This is a genomic window from Sphingobacterium sp. SGL-16, assembly GCF_011043515.1.
Taxonomy (GTDB): Bacteria; Bacteroidota; Bacteroidia; order Sphingobacteriales; family Sphingobacteriaceae; genus Sphingobacterium; species Sphingobacterium litopenaei.
The window spans coordinates 60,469-86,824 of sequence record NZ_JAAKGQ010000010.1 but is presented as its reverse complement, the minus strand read 5'-3'; the positions used below and the strand labels follow the sequence as shown (position 1 = coordinate 86,824).

Annotated in this window: 25 protein-coding genes and 1 pseudogene; 13 read left to right on the top strand and 13 right to left on the bottom strand. The window is 35.6% G+C overall.

The window, feature by feature from the left end:
• The 3 genes and pseudogenes from G5B32_RS05760 to G5B32_RS05750 all read right to left on the bottom strand — a co-directional run.
• Positions 1-422 (bottom strand): annotated as a pseudogene (locus G5B32_RS05760) (hypothetical protein); the annotation flags it as partial.
• An 88-nt stretch (positions 423-510) separates the two neighbouring features.
• Entirely contained in the window at positions 511-2,817 is a 2,307-nt protein-coding gene (locus tag G5B32_RS05755; RefSeq protein WP_165290594.1) for a glycosyl hydrolase family 95 catalytic domain-containing protein, read from the bottom strand.
• A gap of 20 nt (positions 2,818-2,837) precedes the next feature.
• Positions 2,838-4,709 carry an alpha-L-fucosidase gene (locus tag G5B32_RS05750; RefSeq protein WP_165290593.1) on the bottom strand — a complete coding sequence of 624 codons (1,872 nt, stop codon included), beginning with the start codon at positions 4,707-4,709 and terminating at the stop codon, positions 2,838-2,840.
• A 281-nt stretch (positions 4,710-4,990) separates the two neighbouring features.
• Between G5B32_RS05750 and G5B32_RS05745 the strand changes: the two genes are divergently transcribed.
• Positions 4,991-6,163, top strand: coding sequence for a trans-sulfuration enzyme family protein (locus G5B32_RS05745; RefSeq protein WP_165290592.1), 1,173 nt, complete (start codon positions 4,991-4,993; stop codon positions 6,161-6,163).
• 42 nt (positions 6,164-6,205) lie between these two features.
• Here G5B32_RS05745 and G5B32_RS05740 read toward each other — a convergent pair whose 3' ends face one another.
• The gene (locus G5B32_RS05740) at positions 6,206-6,766 is read right to left on the bottom strand and encodes a hypothetical protein (RefSeq protein WP_165290591.1); all 561 of its coding nucleotides are present in this window, start codon (positions 6,764-6,766) and stop codon (positions 6,206-6,208) included.
• Positions 6,767-6,931: 165 nt separating this feature from the next.
• On the opposite strand from G5B32_RS05740, the gene G5B32_RS05735 reads away from it, so the two are divergent.
• Together G5B32_RS05735 and G5B32_RS05730 are read left to right on the top strand one after the other, a co-directional pair.
• Entirely contained in the window at positions 6,932-7,858 is a 927-nt protein-coding gene (locus G5B32_RS05735; protein ID WP_165290590.1) for a lysylphosphatidylglycerol synthase transmembrane domain-containing protein, read from the top strand.
• 6 nt (positions 7,859-7,864) lie between these two features.
• Positions 7,865-8,575: an SDR family NAD(P)-dependent oxidoreductase gene (locus G5B32_RS05730; RefSeq protein ID WP_165290589.1), complete on the top strand. Its 711-nt coding sequence runs from the start codon at positions 7,865-7,867 to the stop codon at positions 8,573-8,575.
• 41 nt (positions 8,576-8,616) lie between these two features.
• Here the strand turns inward: G5B32_RS05730 and G5B32_RS05725 are convergent, their stop codons facing one another.
• From G5B32_RS05725 to G5B32_RS05710, 4 genes are read right to left on the bottom strand one after another with little or no spacing between them, the layout of a single operon-like run.
• Positions 8,617-9,978 carry an alpha/beta hydrolase family protein gene (locus G5B32_RS05725; RefSeq protein WP_165290588.1) on the bottom strand — a complete coding sequence of 454 codons (1,362 nt, stop codon included), beginning with the start codon at positions 9,976-9,978 and terminating at the stop codon, positions 8,617-8,619.
• Between the two features lie 2 nt (positions 9,979-9,980).
• Complete coding sequence (locus tag G5B32_RS05720; RefSeq protein WP_165290587.1) at positions 9,981-10,562, bottom strand: hypothetical protein; 582 nt, start codon at positions 10,560-10,562, stop codon at positions 9,981-9,983.
• A 6-nt stretch (positions 10,563-10,568) separates the two neighbouring features.
• Complete coding sequence (locus G5B32_RS05715; protein ID WP_165290586.1) at positions 10,569-11,033, bottom strand: hypothetical protein; 465 nt, start codon at positions 11,031-11,033, stop codon at positions 10,569-10,571.
• A complete protein-coding gene (locus G5B32_RS05710; RefSeq protein WP_165290585.1) occupies positions 11,020-11,292 on the bottom strand; it encodes a DUF2089 family protein in 273 nt (90 codons plus the stop codon). Before G5B32_RS05710 ends, G5B32_RS05715 begins: the two co-directional genes overlap by 14 nt.
• Positions 11,293-11,451: 159 nt before the next feature.
• Between G5B32_RS05710 and G5B32_RS05705 the strand changes: the two genes are divergently transcribed.
• The gene (locus tag G5B32_RS05705) at positions 11,452-12,189 is read left to right on the top strand and encodes a lysophospholipid acyltransferase family protein (RefSeq protein ID WP_165290584.1); all 738 of its coding nucleotides are present in this window, start codon (positions 11,452-11,454) and stop codon (positions 12,187-12,189) included.
• On the opposite strand, the gene G5B32_RS05700 is transcribed toward G5B32_RS05705, so the two are convergent.
• Complete coding sequence (locus tag G5B32_RS05700) at positions 12,186-13,316, bottom strand: glycosyltransferase family 2 protein (RefSeq protein ID WP_317166089.1); 1,131 nt, start codon at positions 13,314-13,316, stop codon at positions 12,186-12,188. The genes G5B32_RS05705 and G5B32_RS05700 overlap by 4 nt on opposite strands.
• A complete protein-coding gene (locus G5B32_RS05695; protein WP_240899009.1) occupies positions 13,300-14,277 on the bottom strand; it encodes a flippase-like domain-containing protein in 978 nt (325 codons plus the stop codon). The genes G5B32_RS05700 and G5B32_RS05695 overlap by 17 nt, the downstream gene beginning before the upstream one ends.
• A gap of 89 nt (positions 14,278-14,366) precedes the next feature.
• Between G5B32_RS05695 and ruvC the strand changes: the two genes are divergently transcribed.
• A complete protein-coding gene (ruvC, locus tag G5B32_RS05690) occupies positions 14,367-14,930 on the top strand; it encodes a crossover junction endodeoxyribonuclease RuvC (protein WP_165290583.1) in 564 nt (187 codons plus the stop codon).
• On the opposite strand, the gene G5B32_RS05685 is transcribed toward ruvC, so the two are convergent.
• Positions 14,927-15,970, bottom strand: a complete 1,044-nt coding sequence (locus tag G5B32_RS05685) for a hypothetical protein (RefSeq protein ID WP_165290582.1) — start codon at positions 15,968-15,970, stop codon at positions 14,927-14,929. The genes ruvC and G5B32_RS05685 overlap by 4 nt on opposite strands.
• A 311-nt stretch (positions 15,971-16,281) precedes the next feature.
• On the opposite strand from G5B32_RS05685, the gene G5B32_RS05680 reads away from it, so the two are divergent.
• The 5 genes from G5B32_RS05680 to G5B32_RS05660 all read left to right on the top strand — a co-directional run bounded on the left by G5B32_RS05680 (position 16,282) and on the right by G5B32_RS05660 (position 21,457).
• Complete coding sequence (locus G5B32_RS05680) at positions 16,282-16,752, top strand: Lrp/AsnC ligand binding domain-containing protein (RefSeq protein WP_165290581.1); 471 nt, start codon at positions 16,282-16,284, stop codon at positions 16,750-16,752.
• Between the two features lie 110 nt (positions 16,753-16,862).
• Positions 16,863-18,743: a DNA mismatch repair endonuclease MutL gene (gene mutL, locus G5B32_RS05675; RefSeq protein ID WP_165290580.1), complete on the top strand. Its 1,881-nt coding sequence runs from the start codon at positions 16,863-16,865 to the stop codon at positions 18,741-18,743.
• 14 nt (positions 18,744-18,757) lie between these two features.
• Positions 18,758-19,471, top strand: a complete 714-nt coding sequence (locus G5B32_RS05670) for a rhomboid family intramembrane serine protease (protein ID WP_190302043.1) — start codon at positions 18,758-18,760, stop codon at positions 19,469-19,471.
• A 307-nt stretch (positions 19,472-19,778) separates the two neighbouring features.
• Positions 19,779-20,342 carry a DUF6576 domain-containing protein gene (locus tag G5B32_RS05665; RefSeq protein WP_165290579.1) on the top strand — a complete coding sequence of 188 codons (564 nt, stop codon included), beginning with the start codon at positions 19,779-19,781 and terminating at the stop codon, positions 20,340-20,342.
• Positions 20,342-21,457 (top strand): endonuclease/exonuclease/phosphatase family protein, encoded by a 1,116-nt coding sequence (locus tag G5B32_RS05660; RefSeq protein ID WP_165290578.1) that lies wholly within the window; start codon positions 20,342-20,344, stop codon positions 21,455-21,457. The genes G5B32_RS05665 and G5B32_RS05660 overlap by 1 nt, the downstream gene beginning before the upstream one ends.
• On the opposite strand, the gene G5B32_RS05655 is transcribed toward G5B32_RS05660, so the two are convergent.
• On the bottom strand, positions 21,454-23,070 hold the full coding sequence (locus G5B32_RS05655) for a S41 family peptidase (RefSeq protein WP_165290577.1): 1,617 nt from the start codon (positions 23,068-23,070) through the stop codon (positions 21,454-21,456). The two genes, G5B32_RS05660 and G5B32_RS05655, sit on opposite strands and share 4 nt — an antisense overlap.
• 136 nt (positions 23,071-23,206) lie before the next feature.
• Here G5B32_RS05655 and G5B32_RS05650 point away from each other — a divergent pair, with 136 nt between their 5' ends.
• Positions 23,207-23,776 (top strand): hypothetical protein, encoded by a 570-nt coding sequence (locus G5B32_RS05650; RefSeq protein WP_165290576.1) that lies wholly within the window; start codon positions 23,207-23,209, stop codon positions 23,774-23,776.
• Here G5B32_RS05650 and G5B32_RS05645 read toward each other — a convergent pair whose 3' ends face one another.
• Positions 23,777-24,268: a hypothetical protein gene (locus G5B32_RS05645; protein WP_165290575.1), complete on the bottom strand. Its 492-nt coding sequence runs from the start codon at positions 24,266-24,268 to the stop codon at positions 23,777-23,779.
• 138 nt (positions 24,269-24,406) lie between these two features.
• On the opposite strand from G5B32_RS05645, the gene fumC reads away from it, so the two are divergent.
• Together fumC and G5B32_RS05635 are read left to right on the top strand one after the other, a co-directional pair.
• The gene (fumC, locus tag G5B32_RS05640) at positions 24,407-25,804 is read left to right on the top strand and encodes a class II fumarate hydratase (protein ID WP_165290574.1); all 1,398 of its coding nucleotides are present in this window, start codon (positions 24,407-24,409) and stop codon (positions 25,802-25,804) included.
• Complete coding sequence (locus G5B32_RS05635; protein ID WP_240899008.1) at positions 25,765-26,343, top strand: fumarate hydratase; 579 nt, start codon at positions 25,765-25,767, stop codon at positions 26,341-26,343. The genes fumC and G5B32_RS05635 overlap by 40 nt, the downstream gene beginning before the upstream one ends.
• Positions 26,344-26,356 lie beyond the last annotated feature (13 nt).

Here is a 26,356-nt window from a genome sequence, read left to right as displayed (position 1 = left end):
TTTATAGGAAATTTTAAGAGTATTTCGCTCGGTCCTACAAAATTAGCTGCTCTTCCTGCCGTATATCCTTCAAACGCAAATCCAGCTCCATAGTTGATTTCCTTACCATTATTATAAGTAATTGAGGGATTTGCAGATTTAGAATACTTGACATCGGGCACCAAAGTTTCGTTATTGAAACTCCAGAAATAAATAAACCCTTCGCTATAATTTTCGGGGACTGAATTTGCTGCGCGAAATTGATTTTTCAACGAAGCAGTCTTCAAAAAACTCGTTGAGCTTTTGAAATTCGTAAATGTAAAGTTTACAGGATAGACTAATTCATTTTCCTCATCAACGTAAGAATCCTTTTTACATGAAATAGCTAAAATAAAGATGAAAATAAATGAAAGTCTACCCCCCAATTGAAATAGACTTTTCATAAAAATGGTTATTTAAAATGTTATGAAATAAATAGTTAGTAATTATAACTAAATATATACAATTAATTTAAAATAACAAAATTTAATTTTATAGAATTTTATTTTCATTAACACCATTAACCCGAACTTGAATTTTCTGACCTTTAGGACCTTTCACCGCATACTTGATGATTGTATTATCCTCCCATCTAATATCTACGGTCATATTACCTCTTACACGAAGTCCTTTTACTTCTCCTTTTTTCCAGGCAGCGGGAAGAGCAGGCAAAAGATGAATGAATCCTTCATGACTCTGCACCAACATCTCAGCAATACCCGCTGACCCACCAAAATTGCCATCAATTTGAAAGGGTGGATGTGCACAGAATAAGTTAGGATAGGTTCCAGCTGATATTTTACCTTGATCATTAATCGCAGGTTTTAATAGCTGACGTAAGATTTCTAAGGCATGGTCTCCATCATGAAGACGTGCCCAAAACAATATTTTCCAAGCTCGTGACCAACCAGTTCCACCATCGCCACGTACTTCCAACGTTCTTCTGGCAGCGGAAGCCCATTCTGGGGTAGTTATTGGTGATATAAAAGGTGCTGGATATAATCCATATAAATGAGACACATGGCGATGTTGTGGTTCAATTTCTTCATAGTCTTCCAACCATTCCATTACCCTTCCATCTTTGCTCACTACAACCGCTGGTGGCAGCAAATTCAGATCATTCTTTAATGCCGAAGCAAACTGATCCTTTTTCTGAAGAATAGAATCAGCAGAAATTACCGAAATATATAATTCTCGTACAATCTGATTGTCAATTGTGGGACCCATGACTACAGATGCAACTTTTCCATTTGGTAATCTAAATCCATTTTCAGGAGATACAGAAGGTGATGTCACCCAATATTTTGTTTTTGGATCCTGAACCAAAGTATTTTTATAGAATAACGCAGCATCTTTAAGAATTGGATACACTTCATTCAAATAAGCTTTATCTTTTGTGAACAAATAATGCTCCCACAGATGATTACACAACCAACCTGAAGCCGTACTCGCTCCCCATGATGCATGTTCTCCCGGAGCGCTATAGCCCCATACATTTGTCATCATATATACTACCCATCCTGGTGCATTATAATAAGCCTTTGCAGTCTTTTCTCCTTCTTTGGCCACTCTTTTAATAAGATTTATGAAAGGCTTATGATATTCAGACAAATTATTTACTTCTACTCCCCAATGATTCATTTGCGCATTTACATTAAGGTGGTAATCTCCATTCCACGGTGTTTGGATTTGATGCGCCCATAACCCCTGTAAATTCGGAGGTAATGCTTTATCCGAATCTCGAGCTGTACTCGAAATAGTCAAATAACGACCAAACTGATAATACAATACCGCTAAATTATTATCCTTTGCAGGATTTTGAAAAAAATTAGCCAATCTTTTATCTGTTGGAAGGTGGCTTTGAACAGTATCATTTTCTATATTCAATTTTACGCGAGCAAAAACTTCCTTATACTTACGAAGGTGTTGTTTCTTCAAGGTGGCGTAATCTAATTTTTCAGATAATTGATTTTCCACATATTGTGTAGGATTGTGTTCATAATAATCTGTAGATGCTGTATAGTAAATTACTATTTCTTGTGCTCCCTTCACAATAATTTGATTATCGTAATTCGTTATCTCTCCGCCTTTATTTACCACTAAAAATTTCGTAGCATATCGAAGTCCGTCTGCTCCGTAACCATTTGGAAGATTACCTTCGACTAGAATAGTATTGCCCTTCACTGTATGCGTCTTTACATTTTCATCTCTGTAAAAATGTAAGGCTATATCAATAGTGTATTTTTTATTCGAAGAAAATCTCATTGCTCCGATATTTTTATCTTGCGAAACGAAATACTCTCTGAAATAAGTAGTATCTAGATTAGAATAATGAGAACTAGCTATACCTGTTTCCAAATCCAATTCCCTACGGTATTGAGTGAAAGTTGCATTATTAAGAAAATGAATATTTAAATAGCCTAAATTTTGAAAACATCCATAAGGTACTTTAGCTCCATTGCCATGTCCGGATCCCGCACCTACACACACAAAATTTTGATTAACTAATTTCTCCGCCTCATCATTCTTTCCTTGAAATAATAATTCTTGAATGCTGCTAACTTTTTTATAGGCATTATAATTATTGGGATCTTGAGGACTTCCTGACCACATGGATATTTCATTCAAAACAATATTTTCTTCTTGAACGCCTCCATTAGGCATCATTCCTATCCAGCCATTTCCTAATGGAAGCGTTTCCTCCCAGATTTTAGCGGGTTTATCATACCACAATTTAAGATCTTGTGCGTTGGAGGTTAAACACAATACGCACATCAAAATAGTAAGGATGTTTTTCATAGTTTATTTGGTAGGCTCGGCTATTTATATACATTAAATTCCCCAAAGGTAAATCCTACTGCCATATCTTTCGCAACGAATTTTAAATATTTACTAGATATAATCTTATCGAATTCAATTATTTGCTCAATAGGATTCGATAAAACATTCGCAAATTCACCCTCCTGGACTTTTGTCCAATTCACTTTATCTTGACTTTCAAAAATATCATACTTTAGCACTATTCCTTCTTTTATTCCATCTTGTCTTGGAAAATATCCCAATGCTACAATAGGCTCTGTAAGCTCTACAATAAGGTCTGCTGATTTAACGGTTGTGTAGGCAGAGGGAGAATTAACTGCCAAATTAGAATTCAAAATTTTGTGTGTTGCCCTTATCAACGTTTGACTAGAGATCACATTAGAATCAAAAGCAAATGGCTCATCATATTCCTTAAACAAGGCAAAATCACTCAAAGTCGGGGCTACTGGCGCATACAATTTGACCTTCAATTTAGTTGCTTTTATTGCTGTTCCTAATTTAATTAAGCGGTTAGCACCTATGCTCGTCGCTGAAGCAATCTTTTCCCAGTTTCCATCGTTCCACTTTTCTACTACAACCGAATCTAAACGCTGTCCTAGTTTAATATTTTCTCGAATACGAATTAAATCAAACTCCTTTTCCCCATTTAAAGTAATTATAATTTCAGGATTCAGCACCTTATCCTTTGGTGCATAATAACTGTATCTATCATCATCAAAAATATTCTTCAATGCAAACTCAGCACTTTTCCCGCGTAAATGTTTAGTTGTAGCTTTAGCGTCTTTAGCTAGATTATGCGCAAATGTTTTTTGAAGTTTTTCTCCAAAATATTTCAGCGATTTTACATCGTTAGGGTGTAAAATTCCTTCTGGCATAGGTGCCAATCCTAAATTCATATTTGCTCCACGCCCTACCGATTTGAGATAAATATCAAAAAGTTGATTAGGGGTTTTCACCTTAGTATCTTGATTTTTATGGTAAAACCAGCCTGGTCTTTGAGGCACATCACATTCTGCAGGTATCCAATACTTACCATTTCGATCTCCAGTAGGCAAATTAGATGCATCGGTACTCGCCCCTGGCATCGGCTTCACACCTTCAATAGTACCTTTCGTTGTGATAGTTGCCCATGAGGTTTCGGCTGCATGTCCGTGTTCATTTCCCACCCAACGCATATCTGGTCCTACATCCGAAAATATAGAAGCCATAGGCTGTAGTTTTCTAATGATGGGCCAAGTCTTTTCTTCCCACTCATAATATGTTGCGGAATTAATAGTACGTTTTTCATTACTTCCTCCATAATATCCATCTCCCCCATTCGCGCCATCATGCCAAGAAGTAAATAGCTCCCCATAATTGCTCATGAGTTCAGTGAGCTGCTCGCGATAAGCATCCGTATAAGCGGGAGTGCCATAGCGCAAATCATTGCGATCCCAGGCGGAAAGATAAGTACCGAAAGCCATTCCATTTTTATGTGATGCTTCCATAAATTCCTTCACCATATCGCCTTTACCTTCTTTCCAAGGAGATTGGCTAATATTATAAGTATTCGTTTTAGTTGGCCATAAGCAAAAACCATCATGATGCTTAGCCACGCTAATTAACCCTTTAAACCCTGCTGAAGCTGCTGCCTTTGCTATCTGATTAGCATCAAATTGTGAAGGATTAAAAATTTTAGGATCTGCATCTCCAAATCCCCATTCTTTATCCTGAAAAGTAGTTGGAGTATAGTGAATCAGACAGTATGTTTCCATTTCATGCCATTTTAATTGGCGCTCAGAAGGTAAAACGCCATAAGGTTTTGGAGCTTCTTGGGCGTGCAAACTACATACAACCAAAGTATTCGCTATTAAAAAGGATATCGTCTTCATGGGTTTATAATGTTATCAATGATTATTTAGGCTATCATCATAAAATATTAAGCCAAATTAAAGCTTTAGGACTAAACAATTCTAAACTAACTTATCACAAAAGTAAACTATTTTACCTGCAATAACTTATAAACACCTCATAAGAGATAACATAATAAAAAACAAAACAGTATATCCTTAGCAATCCTAAAACGAATTAGATGAATCTTTTATAAAATTTTAAAAAATCACGACTTGATTAATAGATATTCAAACAACAATTCCTTAACTTTACCGCCATTATGAAAAAAGATCAATCCAGAATAATACGTGAGCAAGCCCCACGTTCAGCTACTCGAGAGCATTCTGTACCATTATATTTAACTTCAAGTTTCATTTTTGAAAGTGCAGAACAAGGTCGTGCGATATTCGCCGAAGAAGAAGAAGGAATGGTATATTCTCGCTACGCGAATCCTAACACGACAGAATTTATCAACCGTGTATGCACATTGGAAAATGCAGAAGCGGGATTAGCATTCTCCTCTGGTATGGCTGCTGTATTTGCATCTTTTGCTGCATTTATTGAATCTGGTGATCATATCGTTTCTAGCCGTGCGATTTTCGGTTCTACCCATCAGTTGTTGACACAACAATTCCCTAAATGGGGCGTTTCATTCACGTATGTGAATTCTGCCAATATTGAGGAGTGGGAACAAGCGATTCAGCCGAATACTAAAATTGTATTCTTAGAATCACCTTCAAATCCAGGTTTAGAACTTTACGATTTGGAAAAATTGGGCGCTTTGAAACAAAAATATCCTAACGTAATCTTCTCCATTGACAACTGTTTTGCTACACCATATCTGCAAAAACCTTTGCAATACGGATTTGATTTATCGATTCATTCAGCTACGAAATATATGGATGGTCAAGGTCGTGTGTTAGGTGGTATTATCGTGGGTTCTCAGGAATTGATCAACAAATTAATGTTCTTTATTCGTCATACTGGTCCATCTATGTCTCCTTTCAATGCTTGGATTTTGTCCAAAAGTTTAGAGACATTAGGTTTACGTATGGATAGACATTGTTCGAATGCGTTAGCTTTAGCTCAAACTTTGGAACATCATGATGAAATCGCTGACGTAAAATATCCTTTCTTGGCTTCACATCCACAATATGAGTTGGCTAAAAAGCAAATGAAAGCAGGTGGTGGAATCGTAACTTTTGAAGTAAAAGGAGGAAAAGATCGTGCGTTTCGGTTTATAGATGAATTAGAAATGATTCGTTATACTTCGAACTTGGGGGATTCTAGAACTATTGCCACACATCCAGCTACTACTACCCATGCTAAACTTACAGAAGATGAAAGAAATAGCCTTGGCATTAAACCCGGAACTATTCGTTTATCTGTAGGCTTAGAAGATCAAGAAGATATTATCAATGATATCTTGCAAGCTTTGAAAAAAACTAAATAGCATAAAAAAACTCCGATGAATATCGGAGTTTTTTTATGTACCTTAATTTGCTTGTCTTGTAAAGTTAAAAATCAAATAACCAGTACCATTATCTAAATCTACCGGCATTTTCATTGTCAATGTTTGACCATCTGCAAATGAAAGACCTAATCTATATCCTGTAGTTACATTCGAAGCTTTATCTCCTGCATACAATTTCTTAAATTGGAATTCAGGGTTTGAACCATTTTTTGGATCAAAAATAGACCAAATAATTGTACGAACCGCTCCGTTTGCACATAATGTCCCCGATGCATTGAACGAAATACTACCTCTATAATTCCCTGTTGGAAGATTCCAAACACTACCGATGAAACAATCTACTGGAGCTTCGTCAAAAATATTTTTAATCGTATAAGACTGAGGAATATCTTGACGTGTTACGGAATTTAACACCCAAGTACCTTTCACACCGTTACGCCATTGGGAAGCTGAAGGACCTGAAGCAGTTGTGGAACTAGTTGAACCTGTGCTATAGCCACCGTCTTTGCGTTGAGCACCGCAACTAGATAATAAAGCTATCACTACAAAAAGTGACATCAAAGAAAGAATATGTTTACGCATAACTATTGTTGTTTATTTCTAAGTAAGAGTTAGTAACACAAAGATATATTAATCTTTGATACATTACTGGCGATATAAACCAAAAATCATACCATAAGTAATTTTATTATTGCACAGAATCAATCTGCAGGAGAATGTTTACTTTTGCAAAATACATTATAATAAATGAAGAAAAACAAAGCTCTTGAGATTACCAAAAACATCTTCAAAGTCATTGTCACATTTGGAGCTTTGTATTGGGTTACCCGCAAGATTGATTTTGTAGAATTAAAAAATGCTTTAATCGACTGCAATTGGGGATTTTTATTTTTAGCATTTTGTAGCTATGCCATTTCTCAATTAATAGCTTCCTCCCGTTTAAATTCTTTTTTCAAAGCCATTAAACTTTTTTTGACCGAACGTTATAATTTTAGATTGTACCAATTGGGTCTACTTTACAATTTCTTCCTTCCGGGAGGTATTGGAGGCGATGGCTATAAAGTTTATTTTTTGAAAAAAGAACATCATGTCAAAGGAAGAAAAGTTCTAAGTGCAGTCTTTTTTGACCGACTAAGTGGACTTTGGGCATTGGCAGTTATCATATGTGCCTTAGTTATTTTCATGCCGAGATTGGCTATACCCAATTACCTTACTATTTCTGCAGCAATAATTGGTACAGCTAGCTATTACTTTATTCTGCACACTTTTTTCAAAGATTTTGCGAAGAAATTCATTTCTACTCACATCAAAGCTATAGGCGTACAAAGTTTTCAAGTTATCGCTGCTATTTTAATATTGTATTCTTTGAATTTTCAATACAAATTCTCTCCTTACCTACTAATATTCCTTGTATCATCTTTAGTTTCCATAGTACCATCTATTGGAGGAGGAGTCGGTTTACGAGAATTAGTAATGTTGTATGGCGCAACTTATCTGCAAATTAACGAGCATACGGCAGTCTTATTAAGTCTATTTTTCTACATTATATCTTTATTAATGGCTACATCAGGAATCTATTATATATTTAGACCTGAAAGATTAGGAGCAAAAAAATTACCCTCCGTTGCCGAGGTGGAAGAAGAAATTATTACGGAAAAAATCGAAGAAAACTAAATTATCATGGCAAATATTATTATCACAGGAGCGAGTAGCGGTATTGGATTTGAAACAGTGTTGGATTTGACCGCAAATAAAGAAAATAATGTAATTGCATTAGCGAGATCTGCCGATAAATTAAGAAGACTACATGAAATCGCTTCTGATTTAAATTTTGATGGAGGCAAACTGTACCCTGCGCAATTTGACATCGTGTATGATAATTATCCCGATTCTTTAGTGCCTTTTATCAAATCAAAATTTGACCAGGTAGATATTTTGATTAACAATGCAGGAGCTATAGTTAACAAACCTTTCTTAGATACTTCTGCGGAAGAATTTGCTCACATGCTACAAAGTAATGTCCTGGGACATGTTAATATGATTAAACATGTGGCACCTCTAATGACTGAAGGGGGACATATTGTTAATATTAGTAGTATGGGAGGTTTTCAAGGTTCTGTAAAATTTGCAGGACTAAGTGCTTATTCTGCAAGTAAAGGTGCATTAGCTGTATTGACAGAATGCTTGGCTGAAGAATTTAAAGACCGCAACATAAAAGTAAACTGCCTTGCTTTAGGCTCTTCACAAACGGAAATGTTTGAAGCAGCCTTTCCTGGATTAGAAGCTGGAACATTAGCATTTGAAATGGGACGCTATGTCGCTGAATTTGCTCAAAACGGAAGTAAATTTTATAACGGAAAGATATTACCAGTGTCGAATATGACGCCTTAAAAAAAAGAAGCCTAATCAATTACGATTAGGCTTCTTTTGCTTTACAGCCCTTTGATCCAGAATGCAATATCTTTTAAAACCTGTTCATTTATAGTCTCCTGGATTTGCGCATATTCTGCTACCCTTCCAGTTTTAGCCTTCTGAAATAAATGATTCATACCATCATATTCTTTAAGAACAGTTTTTGAATTCCTCGGTAAATGGTCATAATATCCCCTCAAATTTAAAGTAGAAGGCACTTGCACGTCTAATGTTCCAAACGCACCGAAAACAGGTATATAAATTTCCTTAATGAAATCTGTTGGATCTATCCGCACAAAATATCTATAGGCTGGTGTAACCATCATCAACATTTCCTTACGAATTGCTTCATTCTGTGATGACTCCTCCATGATATTCATATTCTTTTTCAATTGTGAAAATGCTTCATCTGTATTCAGTTCACTTTTTACTACATCAAAATTCTTCTTATTAATTTCTTTAGCCATTTCCAATTGAAATTCGGACATGCCTTCTGCTTTGCCCACACTGTACAATTGCTCAATCATCAAATCTCGAATCGGAACTGTTGGTGCAGCCAAAGTCACTATAAAAGAAACATTTGGAATACCTTGTCCTGCCAGAAGATTTGCCACCAAACCACCTTCGCTATGCCCAAGTATGCCAATTTTATTGATGTCAACATTTTTCTGTTGCTTCAAAAATTCCAATGCCGAAATAGCATCTTTACTGAAATCATCAATCGTACTCGCTTCAAATGATCCCTCACTTTTTCCTGCTCCGCGATCATCGTAGCGTAAAACGATTATCCCATTCCGCGTTAAATAATCTGCCAATACTTTGAAAGGTTTATGTCCAAACAATGTTTCATCACGATCCTGTTGTCCAGATCCTGTCAATAGAATTACCGCAGGATATTTACCTTTTTCTTTTGGAAATGTAAGCGTACCTGCTAATTGAATGTTTGCATATTTATTGGGAAAAACAACATCTAGTGTATCATATGAATAGGGAGGTTTTGGTGTTTGAAAGGGAAGAACTTTATTGGTAAGCACGTCTTTCGCTGTACGCGCTAATATCACAGGAATTTTCATCCCGCTTTGGGAGAATTGACCTTGTAATTTATCTTGACTTATAATAAGTAAACTCAATTTTATCCCTTGCGGATTGTTTAAGAAGACAGAATCCCCTTCTACTTGGATTTGAAAAGGAATACCAAAAGCTCCTTGATCTGGACTATCCGCCTTTGCTGTCCATTGCCCATTTTCTTGTCCGATATGCACTACAAATGTTAATTTCTGCGTGCCAATGTCAAGCTTCCCAGACCAACTTCCGATTATTTCCTGCGAAAATCCCATACAGGATTGCAACAACAAAACCAACAATAAACCTATGTATTTCATATTTAAATAAAAGGATTAAGAAATTGTATTAGTGTGTTCCAAGTGAATACCAATACGATAATCACAAACACATCTACCTTATTTTTACTATTCATTGCAATTTTCATTCCGACTATCAAGAGATAAAAGAAATATACAATAAGTGACAATGTCAGAATCCCAAAAATTCCTATGGTGAACATATGCAACTTCGAAAGTTTTGGAGCAGCAAATCCTTTGTCTAATATTTCCAATTCTATAGCGGTAAGTGCATTTTGAACAACTGGCAAAGCCGTCAAGAAAAGTAAGACATAAATGGCTATATGCGCAATCAACACCACATTAAACACATCAATAAATCGTGTTTTATCGTACCGAAGGCGACCAAATACAAATAACACTAGCGAATTGGAAAACAAAATAAGTGTTAAATTAAAAATCGCAATATACCAGGTTTGGTGGTAATTATTGACAACCTTCAACGATCCAAAAATCAGAAGATCGGAGTAACTCGAAAGCAAGGATGCTAGGAAAGCTAAAACAACACCTAGCCAAAAAAGTTTTTTCTCCGAGTAGATTTCAAAAGGATTTATAAACTTATGCATTAGCTCTTATTTTTTTAGATCTTCTATGACCTGTTTAACCACTTCTGGATTCTGCGTACCCACCATTATACGAGCACCATTTTTCAAAATTAACTGTAAACCGTATTTACCTTTGGTATTGTAAGCCTTCCCTTTTGAACTTACGCGATAGCCCCATCCTCCATAATCTGCAATGGAATATTCAGTCACAAAGACTTCACTTATCTGTTCCCATTCCCAAGTTTTCTTTCTAACGAAAGGAAAAAAACGTATCGTGATTCCATGATCATCGATGGTCGTACGCAACCGCAACAACAACATAAGCAATAACACGGTTCCCACTATACCTAGCGCAATAATAGTGGAAGAATCCAAATTCTTTTCGCCTGAAAAAATGGGTTCTAACTGCATATATAACACGACTCCAAACAATACCCCTAACCACCAGGTCCAAAAGCTCTGCTTTTCTGTATATATGCTATTTTTCATCATGTAAATTTTTAACTTTTTCTATCAAATCATCCAGCTTATTTCGTACTGTAGGATAACTTTTACCCATCTTGTTTGCCATTTCTTTTAAACTTCCCGAACTCAACAAAAATTCTAAAATAAACTCTTGTTCCTCCCCGCTCAATTGCATAAACAAAGGCATACCATATTTTCCCAACACTTCAGTTTCACAGGTCTCACACCATAATTTTGAAACTTTCAACTTTTCCTCACAACTGGGACAGCGAATTGGTAATTTCATTTTCAAACTATTTATTTACATAAAAATAATTAAAAACTTAACATTATTAAATAAAAACTTAATAATATTAAAACAATATTCTAAATTAATAAGCTGATAAACATTTTTCGACACTCAAAAGCTTATGCTTATATTTGCTAAATTTTATTTTGACAGGAAATGAGAAAGATTCTAGGTTGTATACTTACTCCAATATTTTATATAGGATTTGCTGTATGTTTGTTGATATTTCACCCTATTCAATGGTTATCCTTAAAATTAGGAGGCTATTCAGCTCATAAGAAAAGTGTAGATATTCTCAACTTCTTTTTAACACACTGCAATTACCTTTTATTCAACTCAGTTACTTTCATTGATAATAATAAATTACCGCTTAATACGCCTATTATCTTTGTCGCAAATCATCAAAGCACATATGATATTCCCGCAATGATTTATTTCCTACGCCGTTTCCATGGAAAATTCATCTCTAAAATTGAACTAGCTACTGCAGGTATTCCAAGCATTTCTTTTAACTTGAAACATGGCGGAGCCGCAAATATTGACCGTAAAGATCCAAAGCAGTCTATAGCTGAAATATTGAAACTGGCAAATAACATGAAGCAAAAAAACTGGTCTGCTTTTATCTTCCCAGAAGGAACTCGTACGCGTAACGGTAAAATGAAAACCTTTAATGTGGGTGGAATTGCGACTTTAGTGAAGAAAAATCCAACCGCGTTAATCGTTCCTGTTGCGATTACAGGATCATATGAAATGGTGCAATATGGGATGTTTCCTTTAAGACCTTTTACTCCATTGAAATGGGAAGTATTAGATCCTATCCAAACCGAAGGATTAACAATAGAAGAAATTGTGAAGCTAGCTGAAGAAACGATTAGAAATAAGGTAGAAGGTTAATTAACCTGTCTACCTTTCCAATCATATTTTCCAATATTACCTGCAATCCCGATATACACCATATAGAAAGTATGTATTACCGTTAAGAAAGGTAAGTATTTCAATAATTCCAATCGCTTGGCAAATGATAAAACAGGCAATAAGAATATAAATTCAATAATCAATTTTAATGCAAAGGCTGTCAAAAGCCACCAATTTAGGCTAGGCAACAACACCACAAAACCTATAAGCGAACATATCAGAGCTAAATTGAACAGCCAAATACAAACACCCAAAAAGATTACTTTTTTGTCCTTGTATTTTGTACTTTTTGAAGCCCAACGTTTTCGTTGACTTATAAATGACGCTAAATCAGGTTTGGCATCGGTATACACAATCGCATCACGGGATTTACAAAAACCTATTTTGTCGGCGTATTTTTCAGCTACCTTGTGCAAGAAAAGCTCATCATCACCAGAAGCCAGATTATCTATTCCTTTGAAACCACCCATCTCAAAAAATACATCTCTACGATAGGCCAAATTTGCGCCATTACAAGTCGTCGGATTGCCATTTCCAATTCCGGCAGCTCCTAGACCAATAAGATAAAGAAATTCCAAAGTTTGCAGCTCTTCAAATCTTGATTTTTCTTCAGAATAGGCTACCGGAGATGACACCAAATAACTATCATGCTTATCGAAATAAGCCATAATCGTCCGAATCCAATCCGGTCCCATTCGACAATCCGCATCTGTAGTGACAATAATCTCACCAGAAGCCATTTCTATTGCTTTAGTAATGGCGTATTTTTTGTACGAATTAAGTTTATCTCCCACCTGCAACTGCAACATCTTAACACCACGATCCGCATAAGTTCTAACGATTTCAGCCGTTTTATCTGTGGAATGATCATCTACAATAATTAATTCCAACTGTGCTGAAGGATAATTTTGCTGAAGAACAGCCTCAATTGTCCGTGCAATATTATCTTCCTCATTTCGCGCAGCAATAAGAATAGAAACATCTTTAGAAGAAGTTTGTGGTGACGAAAAAAAAGGAATAGCTCCCCACCCTTTACGCAAATAAACAAGAATAAGCACATACAAAAGTGCTCCAATCGTAAGGCCAAAATTAAGAATTGTTATCACCAAAATAATTTACATTCAACACAAATACTGATCCTATAAATGCCGGAAGAATCAGATTAACAAACCATATAAAAGAAACAATTGCCATTACAGCAATATCTTGTGTAGTAATATATCCGTATAAATTACTTGCCACAAAGCTACGTACGCTAAAATCAAAAATATCCATCGTAGGTAATGCCGATTGCACAAAGAAAAGGATGAAAATCATCATCACCATAGGTAGCAAAGATAATTCGGGTAATATTACGACCATCAAAATCACATACTGCGAAGTAAAAATGATGAAACGGATTAAAGACAATAATAGTACATTCCACAATTGGTTGGTCGTTACATCGCGCAATACATCAAAGAAAGATTGTATTGTTTTCATAAAACGTACTTTCCCCACCAAATAATCTATCCAATGTACATTAAAATACAAAAGAACAAAAGCTAAACCATAAATTATAGCCAGCACCCAAATTCCAAATTGTACCGAGGAAGGAGTATCCAAAAATGTAGAAACAAACCAAGCAATTCCCAAAGCACCAAACACACTGGTCAACACCAATTGTGCAAATAACCCCACCCCCATTAAAACAGCTCCTCTAGCTCTGTTATCGGGTTTCAACAACAATATTCTACCACCATATTCGCCAATGCGATTCGGAGTAAATATGGCCCAAGTCAATCCACAAAAAAGTGATTTGGTAGCTGTCCAAAAACTTATTTTTTGCACATCACGAATAATATATTGCCACTTTACAATTTCAAAAAACCAGTTGCAAAACATTAACACCAGGACTATCGCGACTGTTCCAAAGATCAGAGTATCATCTACACTATTTATTAGATCCTTGAATTCCAGTAGATTTTTTTGATTACTAACTTTTGAATAAATAAACCAAAATGCCAAACCAACAATTGTCAATTTGATTCCAAAGTTGAGATATTTCTTATGCGTTTTTGTCAGCATAGTAGTTTTGGTCGCACAATTTTAACAATAATTTTATGTAAAACAATCTTAATAGGCAAAAAGCCTAAGCAATTACTTATTTTTGCTATATGTTAAAACAAAAAGCCAAAGAACGTGTCATTCTAGGCATCGACCCCGGTACTGTGGTGTTGGGATACGGTGTAGTGAAGGAAACGGGTAAAAAAGTAGCACTCCAAACGTTAGGAGTCGTGAAGATGGGACACTTGGATGACCATGGCTTAAAGTTGCAACGAATCTTCAAAAAAGTCTTAGCACTCATAGACGAGTACAACCCCGACTGTGTGGCATTAGAAGCTCCATTTTACGGCAAAAACATTCAAGTGATGCTCAAATTGGGACGTGCTCAAGGCGTAGCCATGGCTGCTGCCCTAAGCCGCGACATTCCTATTTTTGAATATTCTCCTCGGAAGATAAAACAATCCGTAACTGGTACTGGTAATGCAAGCAAAGAACAAGTAGCTGCTATGCTTCAAACGCTTCTTGGATTCAAAGAAACTCCTGAATTTTTAGATGCTACTGATGGACTAGCTGTTGCAGTCTGTCATTCATTTCAGCAAAATACCAGCGCTGGATCAAAAAGTTATTCCGGATGGTCAGCCTTTGTCAAAGACAATGAAGACCGAATCGGCTAAATCTGTACAGAACGAATTACATTTTTCACATTCAACTCCACAATATCTGTCATCGTCTTACAGCGATAATATTGATCGTTGTTATATATTTTGGCATATCCTTCTTTCAATTGACGAATATTCTCAGGTGTGGACAATTCCTGCCCACGAGAAGCATCGCGCAAATCTTTGATGCGATGGCGTTCACTACGGACACGGTGAACTATTGAAGAGCGCTCCTCTTGCTGATATTGCAGCACCGTCTTATCATTCAAATGTTCCATACACAGCTTAACATAGGGAAAACATTCCTTGAAAAACTGCGGCATATAAACTTTCGGATTTCCTTCATAAAATTGCTGATCAAAATCAATAGCACGGATACGAAATTGAAAATCATCAAAATCTGGAGTTATCTGCATCACGAAATTATAAGATCGCATATCCCCCAATAAAGCAATAGTACATCGTTCATTGAATTTTACGAATTCTTTCGCTATACGCGTTTGGTTATAGTCAGGATGATCCATTCGTGTCTTACTAAACACATCTCCTGGAATCCCAACAATATGTTCTTCTACCAAAGTTTCAAAATCATACAAATAATTTACTTGATTAGGCGATAATATTTCCTCCAATTCTAAACCATAAATACGGGAAGCATCCGCTTGTTTGATATAAAAATAATCATATACATCATTCAACCTATTGATAATTCGAATTCGAAAAGGACGTGTATTGCCAAAAGCACAATATTCAATACGATCAATAATTTTGTGCTGCACAATACGTGTATTTCCTGAGGCCTTTAATTTCGCATAGATAATTTTCAATCCATCATATAATTGGTCTTGAATATAAGGGGGATATAACGGTGTTTCCCAAAAAGTATCATTTCCAAATTTATCCATGACAGGAACAGTTTCCTGAAAATTCAGTAAATCAAAATAAGATATAGGCAACTTAGCATCCCGTTGATACATTTTCAAATACTTAGCCAATCCTTGCCCTACTGGATATATTGGTTTTTTTCGAGAAATTACTACATCTTCAATTTCCATTTCGTCTACCTCTGTTTAAATAATATTATTAAAGCTAACAAATTTAAAAACAATGTCATATTATAAAAATATGTTAATTTTAATTTGCATTCCTTCAAAATAACCAAATAATATATCAAATTTTGTTATTATTTTTGCAAAAGATTCAAAGAGATTAGATCTATAAAAAGATGGAATAGTGCAGAAAGAAAAATTTAACTCTTTGCATAGGATTATCTAATTATAAATCTATAAACCTGAGCTTTAGCTCAATAAAAAAGTATCTCAATTATCGTGATATAGATTGCGGTTGTTGGAAAAAAATCACATTTATGGAAAAAAATTATTCTAATTACGATTTAGACAATCTTGATGTACAGATCCTTTCCATTCTTATGGAAGATGCATCAATTCCATACACTGAAATTGCGAAAAAGTTGATTGTCTCGGGGGGAACAATTCACGTACGCATGAAGAAAATGGAAGAGTTGGGGATTATTCATGGATCCAATTTGATCATTAATCCTCAAAAAGTTGGATTTGATATCACAGCTTTTTTAGGCATCTATCTAGAAAAAGGTTCCCAATATTCGGATGCTGTAGCACAACTTAAAAATATAAAAGAAGTCGTAGAATTACACTATTGTACTGGTCAATATAGTATGTTTGCTAAAATCATCTGCCGTGATACAACACATTTGCGTAAAGTATTGAATGAAGATATTCAAGGTTTAAAAGGTATACAACGTACCGAAACAATCATCTCTTTAGAAGAAAGTATCAAACGTCAAATTACCCTATAGTAATTGATTCTTAAATATTTAGAAAAGGCAGCTTGCGCTGCCTTTTTTTTGCCATATAATCTATCCCGCAGCAATCGTTAGCCATATTATTTTTTGTAACTTTGCCTCGTATGTCGGATATTATTCAATTACTTCCTGATGCGGTTGCCAATCAAATTGCAGCTGGAGAAGTGGTACAAAGACCTGCTTCTGCAGTCAAAGAACTGATTGAGAACGCTATTGACGCAGGTGCGGACCGTATAAAACTTATTGTCAAAGAAGCTGGAAAAACACTTATTCAAGTCATTGATAACGGCTGTGGCATGAGTGTAACTGATGCTAGACTTTGTTTTGAACGTCACGCTACTAGCAAAATTCGCAAAGCTGAAGATTTATTTGCTATCCGATCAATGGGATTTCGTGGTGAAGCTATGGCTTCTATCGCGGCCATTGCACAAGTAGAGCTTAAAACACGTCGTGTAGAAGACGAATTAGGAACTGTAGTGCAAATCGAAGGTTCGAAAGTTGTAAATCAATTTCCCGAAGCTCTTCCTGCTGGAACTAATATTTCCATAAAAAACCTTTTTTATAATATCCCGGCGCGCAGAAATTTTCTGAAAAGTAATTCTGTGGAGATGCGCCATATTATTGAGGAATTCCAACGTATTGCGTTAGCACATCCTGAGATATTCTTCAGCTTACATAGTGAAAACAATGAATTGTTTCACTTAACTCCTGGAACACTAAAACAACGTATTGTTCATCTTTTTGGGAATAATTATAACCAAAAACTTGTGCCTGTTGAAGAAGAAACAACCATCATCGATTTAAAGGGTTTTATTGGCAAACCAGAATATGCGAAGAAAACGCGCGGAGAACAGTTTTTCTTTGTGAACAAACGTTTTATTCGCGATCCGTATTTGAATCATGCGGTGATGAATGCTTATGAGGAAATTCTTCCTGCAGAGACATTCCCGATGTATGTATTATTTATTGATATTGATCCTTCAAAAATCGACATCAATGTACATCCCACTAAGACGGAGATCAAGTACGAGGATGATAAAGCAATCTATGCGATTATTCGTTCGGCAGTAAAAAGGTCTTTAGGACGTTATAATATTACACCTTCTTTGGATTTTGATCAAGAAACTAGTTTTAGTGGAATGATCTCATCAAAGCCTCTAGAAGAAATTCAGGCACCTACTATTACTTTCAACCCCAATTTCAATCCTTTTGAGAATGAAATTGGCACTTTACGCCCTTCAAGCAATTCGCGATCGAATGATTACAGTTCAAGATTTGAACGTGAAGCTATTCCAAAAAATTGGGATACATTGTATCAAATTACTGAGAATGAATCGCCCGTACAATTGCCATTAATTGATACGGAAGAAGAAAGTCCAGAAGCAGCTGAAGTAGTAATTCCAAAGGCAGAAAATAAAAAAAGCTTCTTCCAAATACACAATAGATATATTGTTTCGCAAATTCATTCTGGAATTATGTTGATAGATCAACAGGCGGCGCATGAAAGAATTTTGTTCGAACATTATAAAGAACAATTGGAAAATAATCAGGGTAGCAGTCAACAAAGTTTGTTCCCTACTACTATTGATTTGTCACCTGCGGATTTCGAATTGATGGACGATATTCTTCCTGAATTGCAAACTTTAGGCTTTCAATTAAGACCTTTCGGAAAAACTACTTATATTGTAGATGGAATTCCTGCAGATTTAGGAAATAACATCAACGAAAAGCAGATTATTGAGCAGCTTTTGGAAGATTATAAACACAATCGCACTGAACTAAAAGTAAATAAAAGAGATAATCTTGCCAAATCACTTGCGAAAAGTTCAGCTATCAAAGCAGGTACAGCTTTAGATAATGAAGCTATTGCCGAATTGATTGATAAACTATTTGCTTGCGAAAGTCCTAATATCTCCGTTCATGGAAAACCGACCATTATCACACTGACTTTGACAGAATTAATGGAGAAATTTGACAAAATTTAATTTTAGAACATTTGATGAATAATATATTAAGCAATCTCTCACCCGTTGTAAAAAACATATTGATATTAAATATCATATGTTTTGTTGGGACCATTATATTTCCTGCAGCAGACCGATTATTAGGTGTATACTATCCAGACTCACCGTTTTTTGAAGTGTGGCAGCCTATTACCTATATGTTTATGCATGGTGGATTTTCTCACCTTTTTTTCAACATGTTTGCCCTAGTAATGTTTGGTCCTATAATCGAACGTATGTTTGGTTCTAAACGGTTTTTAAATTATTATATTATTACTGCATTAGGCGCGCTAGTTCTTCAATATGGTGTTCAGGCTATTGAAGTTTATCAAATTTTTGGTTCTCCATTCGCAGCTAAAGTAATTAATTTGAATTTAGCTGCCAATACAATATCATCAAACTTGCCTTTTACAGGGGATCAATTATCTACCTTAGGCTCTATTTATGGCACGCCTATGGTTGGAGCTTCAGGAGCAATATTCGGTTTGTTATTAGCATTTGCATATTTCTATCCGAATATGCCGTTATATTTTATGTTTATCCCTGTTCCAATCAAAGCAAAATACTTTGTGGGCGGTTATATTTTAATAGAAATTTATCTAGGTTTTAATAATTCTGGTTCTTCTATTGCACACTTAGCACACGTTGGTGGGGCATTATTTGGCTATTTGATGATTAAAATGTGGGGATATAAAAAGGGTTATTATTAATAGAATAAATATGAAAGAGAATGTCCTAAAATCGTTTATTAGAGACACTTATAAGACTACTTCCATAATTCCTTATGTGATTACTGGACAAGTTGTTTTATTCATTCTCCTCCATATATTCGACTTATTGACTTTTTCGGAGACGACTTCGGTCGACTTATACCGCCTATTAACTCAAAAAGCCATTCTTCCGGGTAATATACAGCTCTTTATTACCCAACCCTGGTCAATTCTGACTCATCCTTTTATTTATACAGGTTTATGGAATCTCTTGTTTGATTGTCTGTGGCTGTATTGGATCGGAAATTTGTTTTTAAACTTCCTAAATACCCGACAATTTAATACTGTTTTTTTAGGAGGAATAAGTGTAGGCGCAGTATTATTTTTAGTAGTAAACTTAATTCCTTTTTTCCAAAATGAAAATACAGATTGGAGTACAAGTGCTTTTGGTTTAGCAGCTGTTATGGGAGGCCTGGTGGTACTAGTGCCAAATTCAGAAGTGCGTCTTTTATTGCTTGGCAATATCAAACTTAAATGGATTGTTAGCATTTATTTAGGACTTCAATTTGCATTCTTTATGGTGACCAATAAACCAGCGGCAATCAGTTATATTTTGGTAATAGGTCTAGGGATAATATTTACCAAACAATTGCAACAAGGCAAGGATTGGAGTATAATTTTAAAAAAGAAAAATAACAAATTAAAGGTTGTAAAAAGAAGCTATACATATACATCAAAAACCACGGAAAAGGAATATCCGGATCAACAGCAAATTGACCAAATATTAGATAAAATTTCGCTCAAAGGCTACGAGAGTTTGACCTCTAGAGAAAAAGAAATGCTTTTTAGGGCAAGTAAAAAAGAAGATTAATGGCAAACCCATCGTTTTTACGCAAGAAAAAACTAGGTTACTTTAGCAAAACTGTTTTTATGGCCAATATTTTGGCTGTATTGGCTTTGCTATTGAGCTACTGCGCTTCTTTTATTGATCCGCGTGATTTTTGGATTATAGCATTTTTTGGATTGGCTTATGCTCCTATTCTGCTTATCAATGGTGGCTTTATCATTTATTGGTTATTACGCAAGAAAAGAAATGCCTTGCTTAGTTTAAGCGCCATTCTGATCGGATGGTCCTTCTTGAATAACCATATTAATTTTAAAAATAAAAACGACAAAATCTTAGTAAAGACGGATACAACAATTCGTGTCATGAGCTTTAACGTACATCTCTTTCAACAATATGATAATAAGAAAAATAAGTTTAGAGATGAAACAGTAGAGTTTATTCGCACTATAAATCCCGATGTGGTTTGTTTTCAAGAATTTTACAGCCGTATACGCGGTTCCAAACAATTTACCAAAGCTCTTCAGGAAGAAGGCGAGTTTGAAGATTTTTATTTTGAACCCTTTGAAAAGAATGATTATGAAGGCTATGGTCAGGCCATCTTTTCTAAATATCCTATAATTCACTACGGCACTATTGAAGAAAATAGTTTTGGTGTCAACCGTATCATTTTTGCGGATGTAAAGCGCGAGACGGATACACTTCGGATTTACAATGTCCATTTACGCTCCTTTGCCTTGCAAGAAGAAGACAAAGATTTCATCCAAAAATCTCCTTCAGAACAGGTTAAAGATGAAGAGCAAACAAAAAAACTGGGTCGTAAACTAAAAAGAGCGTTTACGAGTCGAAGTAATCAAGCCAGAACACTTGTTAAACATATTTCAAAATGTCCTTATCCGTATGTAGTAATGGGGGATTTCAATGATACACCTATGTCCTATAGTGTTAACCTATTGAGTAAAAATATGAATAATGCTTTTGCAGAGAAGGGATTTGGTTGGGGCGTTACCTATTTTGGAATACTTCCTATTTTCCAAATAGACTACATCATGAGTGACAAAAGAATCAAAATCGACGACTACGGTATTCTGAAAGAAAGATTGTCAGACCATTACCCGATTTGGGCTGATTTGATCTACTAAGAAGCCGTTCGAGCAGGAATTGGCCGTAGAAATTGAAGTCCAATATCTACATAATTGTCGTATCTATTTTTCACTTTGAAATACGCTTCTCTACCAAAATAATACCGCCCAACTATTGCCTCAATATCCGATTGAATAAGTTTTAACAAATCTTGTTTTTTACGGTCGCTAATAGCCACACCGCGTTGTTTTAAATATTGAATAAAAGTATTATACTCTTCTGATGGAAGTCTATAGCCCTGCAGGAAATTTTCTATAGAATAAGCTGGTAATTTTTTAGTAAATCGCTCGTAAACGAATTGTTCGATATAACTCGACTTAATAATTTCTTGATACAATAAGCTGGTAGCATTAGAATCTATATTAATCGTGACATCAGGTTTAATACCACCGCCACTAAATAATTCACGACCTGCCAATGTTTTGAAAATCTCATTACTATTGTAGGTAGTATCCAAAGCCCACAAACCGCGATACATGGATACATAATCCACCATATTTGACCAGTTAGCGGTATATTTACGTTGAATCGACCGTCCCAAAGGAGTATAATAACGCGATATACTTAAATTGATGCGTGAACCATCTAAGAAATCAAATTGTTCTTGTACAATTCCCTTGCCATACGATCTGCGGCCTACAATAGTTGCTCTATCCCAATCTTGCAAAGCACCAGCCACAATTTCCGAAGCTGACGCTGAAGATTCATTGATAAGAACAACCAGTTTGCCATTTGCAAAGCTTCCATTTCCTTCCGAAAAATATTCTCGCTTGGTCTCATGCGCACCTTGGGTGTACACCAATAAATTTTTATTTGCAAAAAATTCACTCGCCACCTTTATTGCAATGTGAAAATATCCGCCACCATTGTCCCGTAAATCTAAAATCAAATTGGTAGCCCCCTGCTTCTTCAATTCCGTTATTGCGGTTTTGAATTCATCGGCAGTTTTCAATCCAAATCTACGAATCTTGATGTATCCAACCTGAGGTTCTAAGATGTAAGACGCATCTATCGAACTTACATTGATTTGATCACGTTTTACTTTGATCAATTGATTCATCGACGAATTATTTCTATTGACGTACAAATTAACAATAGACCCTTTCTTTCCACGCATCAAGCGATCTACAACTTTTTGTCCTATATTTCTGCCGGATACATACGTTGTATCAATACGAATGATACGATCTCCCACTTTCACACCTGATTTTTCAGCAGGACCATTGCTCACCAATCCTACTACTAGCAACGTGTCATTTAAATTGAAAAAATCCAATCCTATTCCTTCAAAGGTTCCTTCTAACACTTCATTTTGATTTTTGGTTTCATTAGGAACTAAATAAGAAGAATAGGGATCTAAGTGTGAAATAATATGATTGATAGCTCCATTTTGCAAAGAATCCAAATTTATGCTATCCACATAAGAATTAGCTAGCAAATCAAGAACTTGTTGTATTTTATACGAATTGTCGGAGAATCCAATGGGTACAAGGGATACGCCCGGATTATTATTCTGCTGTGCAACGTAATTTTGCCCCAGAATAAGACCCAAGATAAGAGTAGCAGCATATGTCGCAGCTACAAACAGATTCCTTCCAGTACCTTTTTGCATGAAATGTGCGCGTGTGCAAAAATAAGAGTTAATTCAATTTATTCTATGGATATTTCAATATTTATTAAAACAAATTGTATTCCAAATTCTTTATTATCAATAAATAAATACTAATATTTGAATAAGATTAAAAATAATGCACGAGATAGAGCCTTTTTACAATTGGAGACATGACTATATTGCAGCGGATGATGAAAAATCGCCATTCTACGGTACTGTATATAATGAGTTTGAATTTGACAAACAAGTATATAATTACCTCTTACATCCACAGTGGGACGAATTTGGTTCACAGACATTATACCTCAAAGTAATATTTGTGGATTATGACAAAGGTTTTGCTGTAATTGAGCTGATAGGCGAATGGAATGATGCCATCTATAATGACATTATGCTGCTCAAAAGAGAGATTATAGACATGATGATTGGAGAAGGCATTACCAAATACATTCTAATTGGCGAAAATGTATTGAATTTTCATAGCTCTGACGACTCTTACTACGAAGAATGGTTCCAAGATATTGAGGATGGATGGATAGCAGGTTTACATTTCCGCGAACACGTACTCGAAGAGTTTCAATCTCAAAACATTGATTATTACATCAATCTAGGAGGTTTTCTGAATGAAATTCCTTGGCGAACGCTAAAGCCACGCCAATTGTTTCATTACATCGAAGAGCATTTACAAAAAAGATTAGGCCTGTAATTATTGTGATATTTTATTATCGAAATCTTTACGCGAATAAAGTCCTGGTGTAGCATGATCTACTTCTTGAAAATCTAGATAGACATAGTTTACATCAGGAATTTCTGTCAAGGAGTAAACAATCTCAGCCATAAATCCATAATTACCACTAGAACCTAGCTGCTGTAAGTAAGATACATCTGCTATTTTCACAAAAAGAGTATCACCAGAGTGCTTTTGTAACTGAAGATTAGCCGTAGAATAACGGGTATTTAACGTATCTAACACTCCTTTTAGAGACAGAGAGGCTGGAGCTTCCTTTTGAACCATCGAATCACCTAATGCATCATAGGTCCAAAGAATAGAATTGGAAATTCTATCTTTCGATTCAGGGGTGTCTGCAATGGAATCTTGCACTTCTTCTGACGAAGTATTATCTCCAACACAGGAAAGATTAAAATTTATAACAGTAAGTAGAGAAAATAGGACAAAAGGGCTAAATAATCTTTTCATGGCAAAAAGTTCTTGATTTATATAACATTTAAATATACAATTTTTGAAATAAAACAGACATTTGCTCCTATAATCAAAGTTCCTATTCTATATATAATTCAGTAACTTTGTCACACATAAAAACAAAACTTTACTATCATGTCATTCAGAATAGAAAAAGATACAATGGGTGAAGTTCAAGTACCTGCAGACAAATACTGGGGTGCACAAACTGAACGTTCACGTAATAACTTTAAAATCGGACCTTCAGGCTCCATGCCAAAAGAAATCATTGAAGGTTTTGCTTATTTGAAAAAAGCTGCTGCTTATGCTAACCACGAATTAGGAGTATTACCTATCGAAAAACGTGATGCTATCGCTGCAGTTTGTGACGAAATCTTAGCGGGTAAATTGGATAGCGAATTCCCATTAGTAATCTGGCAAACAGGTTCGGGTACGCAATCAAACATGAACGTAAACGAAGTAATCGCTAACCGTGCGCAAGTATTGGCTGGTGGTAAAATCGGCGAAGGTGAACCTGTATTGAAAGCGAATGACGATGTAAACAAATCGCAATCTTCTAACGATACATTTCCTACTGGCATGCACATCGCTGCTTACAAAGCTGTAGTTGAAGTAACTATTCCAGGTGTGGAAAAATTACGTGATACTTTACAACGTAAATCACAAGAATTTATGAACGTTGTAAAAATCGGTCGTACGCACTTAATGGACGCAACTCCATTGACTTTAGGTCAAGAATTATCAGGTTATGTAGCACAATTGAATTACGGTATCAAAGCCGTTAAAAATACATTAGCACATTTATCAGAAGTTGCATTGGGTGGTACTGCTGTAGGTACAGGTTTGAACACTCCAAAAGGTTACGATGTTACTGTAGCTAAATATATTGCAGAATTTACTGGTCTTCCATTTGTAACTGCTCCAAATAAATTCGAAGCTTTAGCTTCTCACGATGCTATCGTGGAAACACACGGTGCATTGAAACAATTGGCTGTATCATTGACCAAAATTGCTAACGACATCCGTATGTTAGCTTCAGGCCCACGTTCAGGTATCGGCGAAATCTTAATTCCTGAAAACGAACCAGGTTCTTCTATCATGCCTGGTAAAGTTAACCCTACACAATGTGAAGCATTGACAATGGTTGCTGCACAAGTAATGGGTAATGATGTCGCTATCACTATTGGTGGTACACAAGGTCACTACGAATTGAATGTATTCAAACCTGTAATGGCTGCGAACTTTTTACAATCTGCACGCTTAATCGGTGATGCATGTGTATCTTTCGAAGAGCACTGTGCTTCTGGTATCGAACCAAATTACGCGCGTATCAAAGAATTAGTAGATAACTCTTTGATGTTGGTAACAGCATTGAACACTAAAATTGGTTACTACAAAGCTGCTGAAATCGCGCAAACAGCTCATAAAAACAACTCTACGTTGAAAGAAACAGCTATTGCATTAGGTTATGTGACTGCTGAACAGTTCGACGAATGGGTGAAACCAGAAGATATGGTTGGAAGTTTAAAATAAGTTTAGTGATTAAAACTTCGAAAACATATCATTTTTATAATACATACCTATCTATCCTGATAGGTATGTTTTTATTGACAATATCTTGCCAGCGCCAATCGGATATGCAAACTGAAGGCGTGAAAGAATTGCAAGGTGTGTGGGTGCAAGATAGTGTTGACAATCAAGATCAACTTTTATCTTATACTTTACACGAATTCACATTCCGATGTGATTCAATTTATGCAGTAATGAATGTCCACGCTAAAACCAAAACGATTCCTGATTCATGCTATAAAAATGGGAATTGGAAAGAATACGGTAAAGGTGTTTATGTACAACGTGGAGACAGCCTTATTGTTGAAGGTATTTATACCAAAGCGAATTGGAAACAAAAAGGTTCTGGCTGCTATAAGCAAGGACAATATTTGCCTCGATTTAAGATAATTTCTGTTTCAGCAGATACCATTGTTCTACAGAATAAATTTGATTCCAAACCTATTACACTCCGCAAAACACAAGATATTACCTGCGTACCTAAAAAACGTTGGGAAATGTAAAATTTAAATTAAA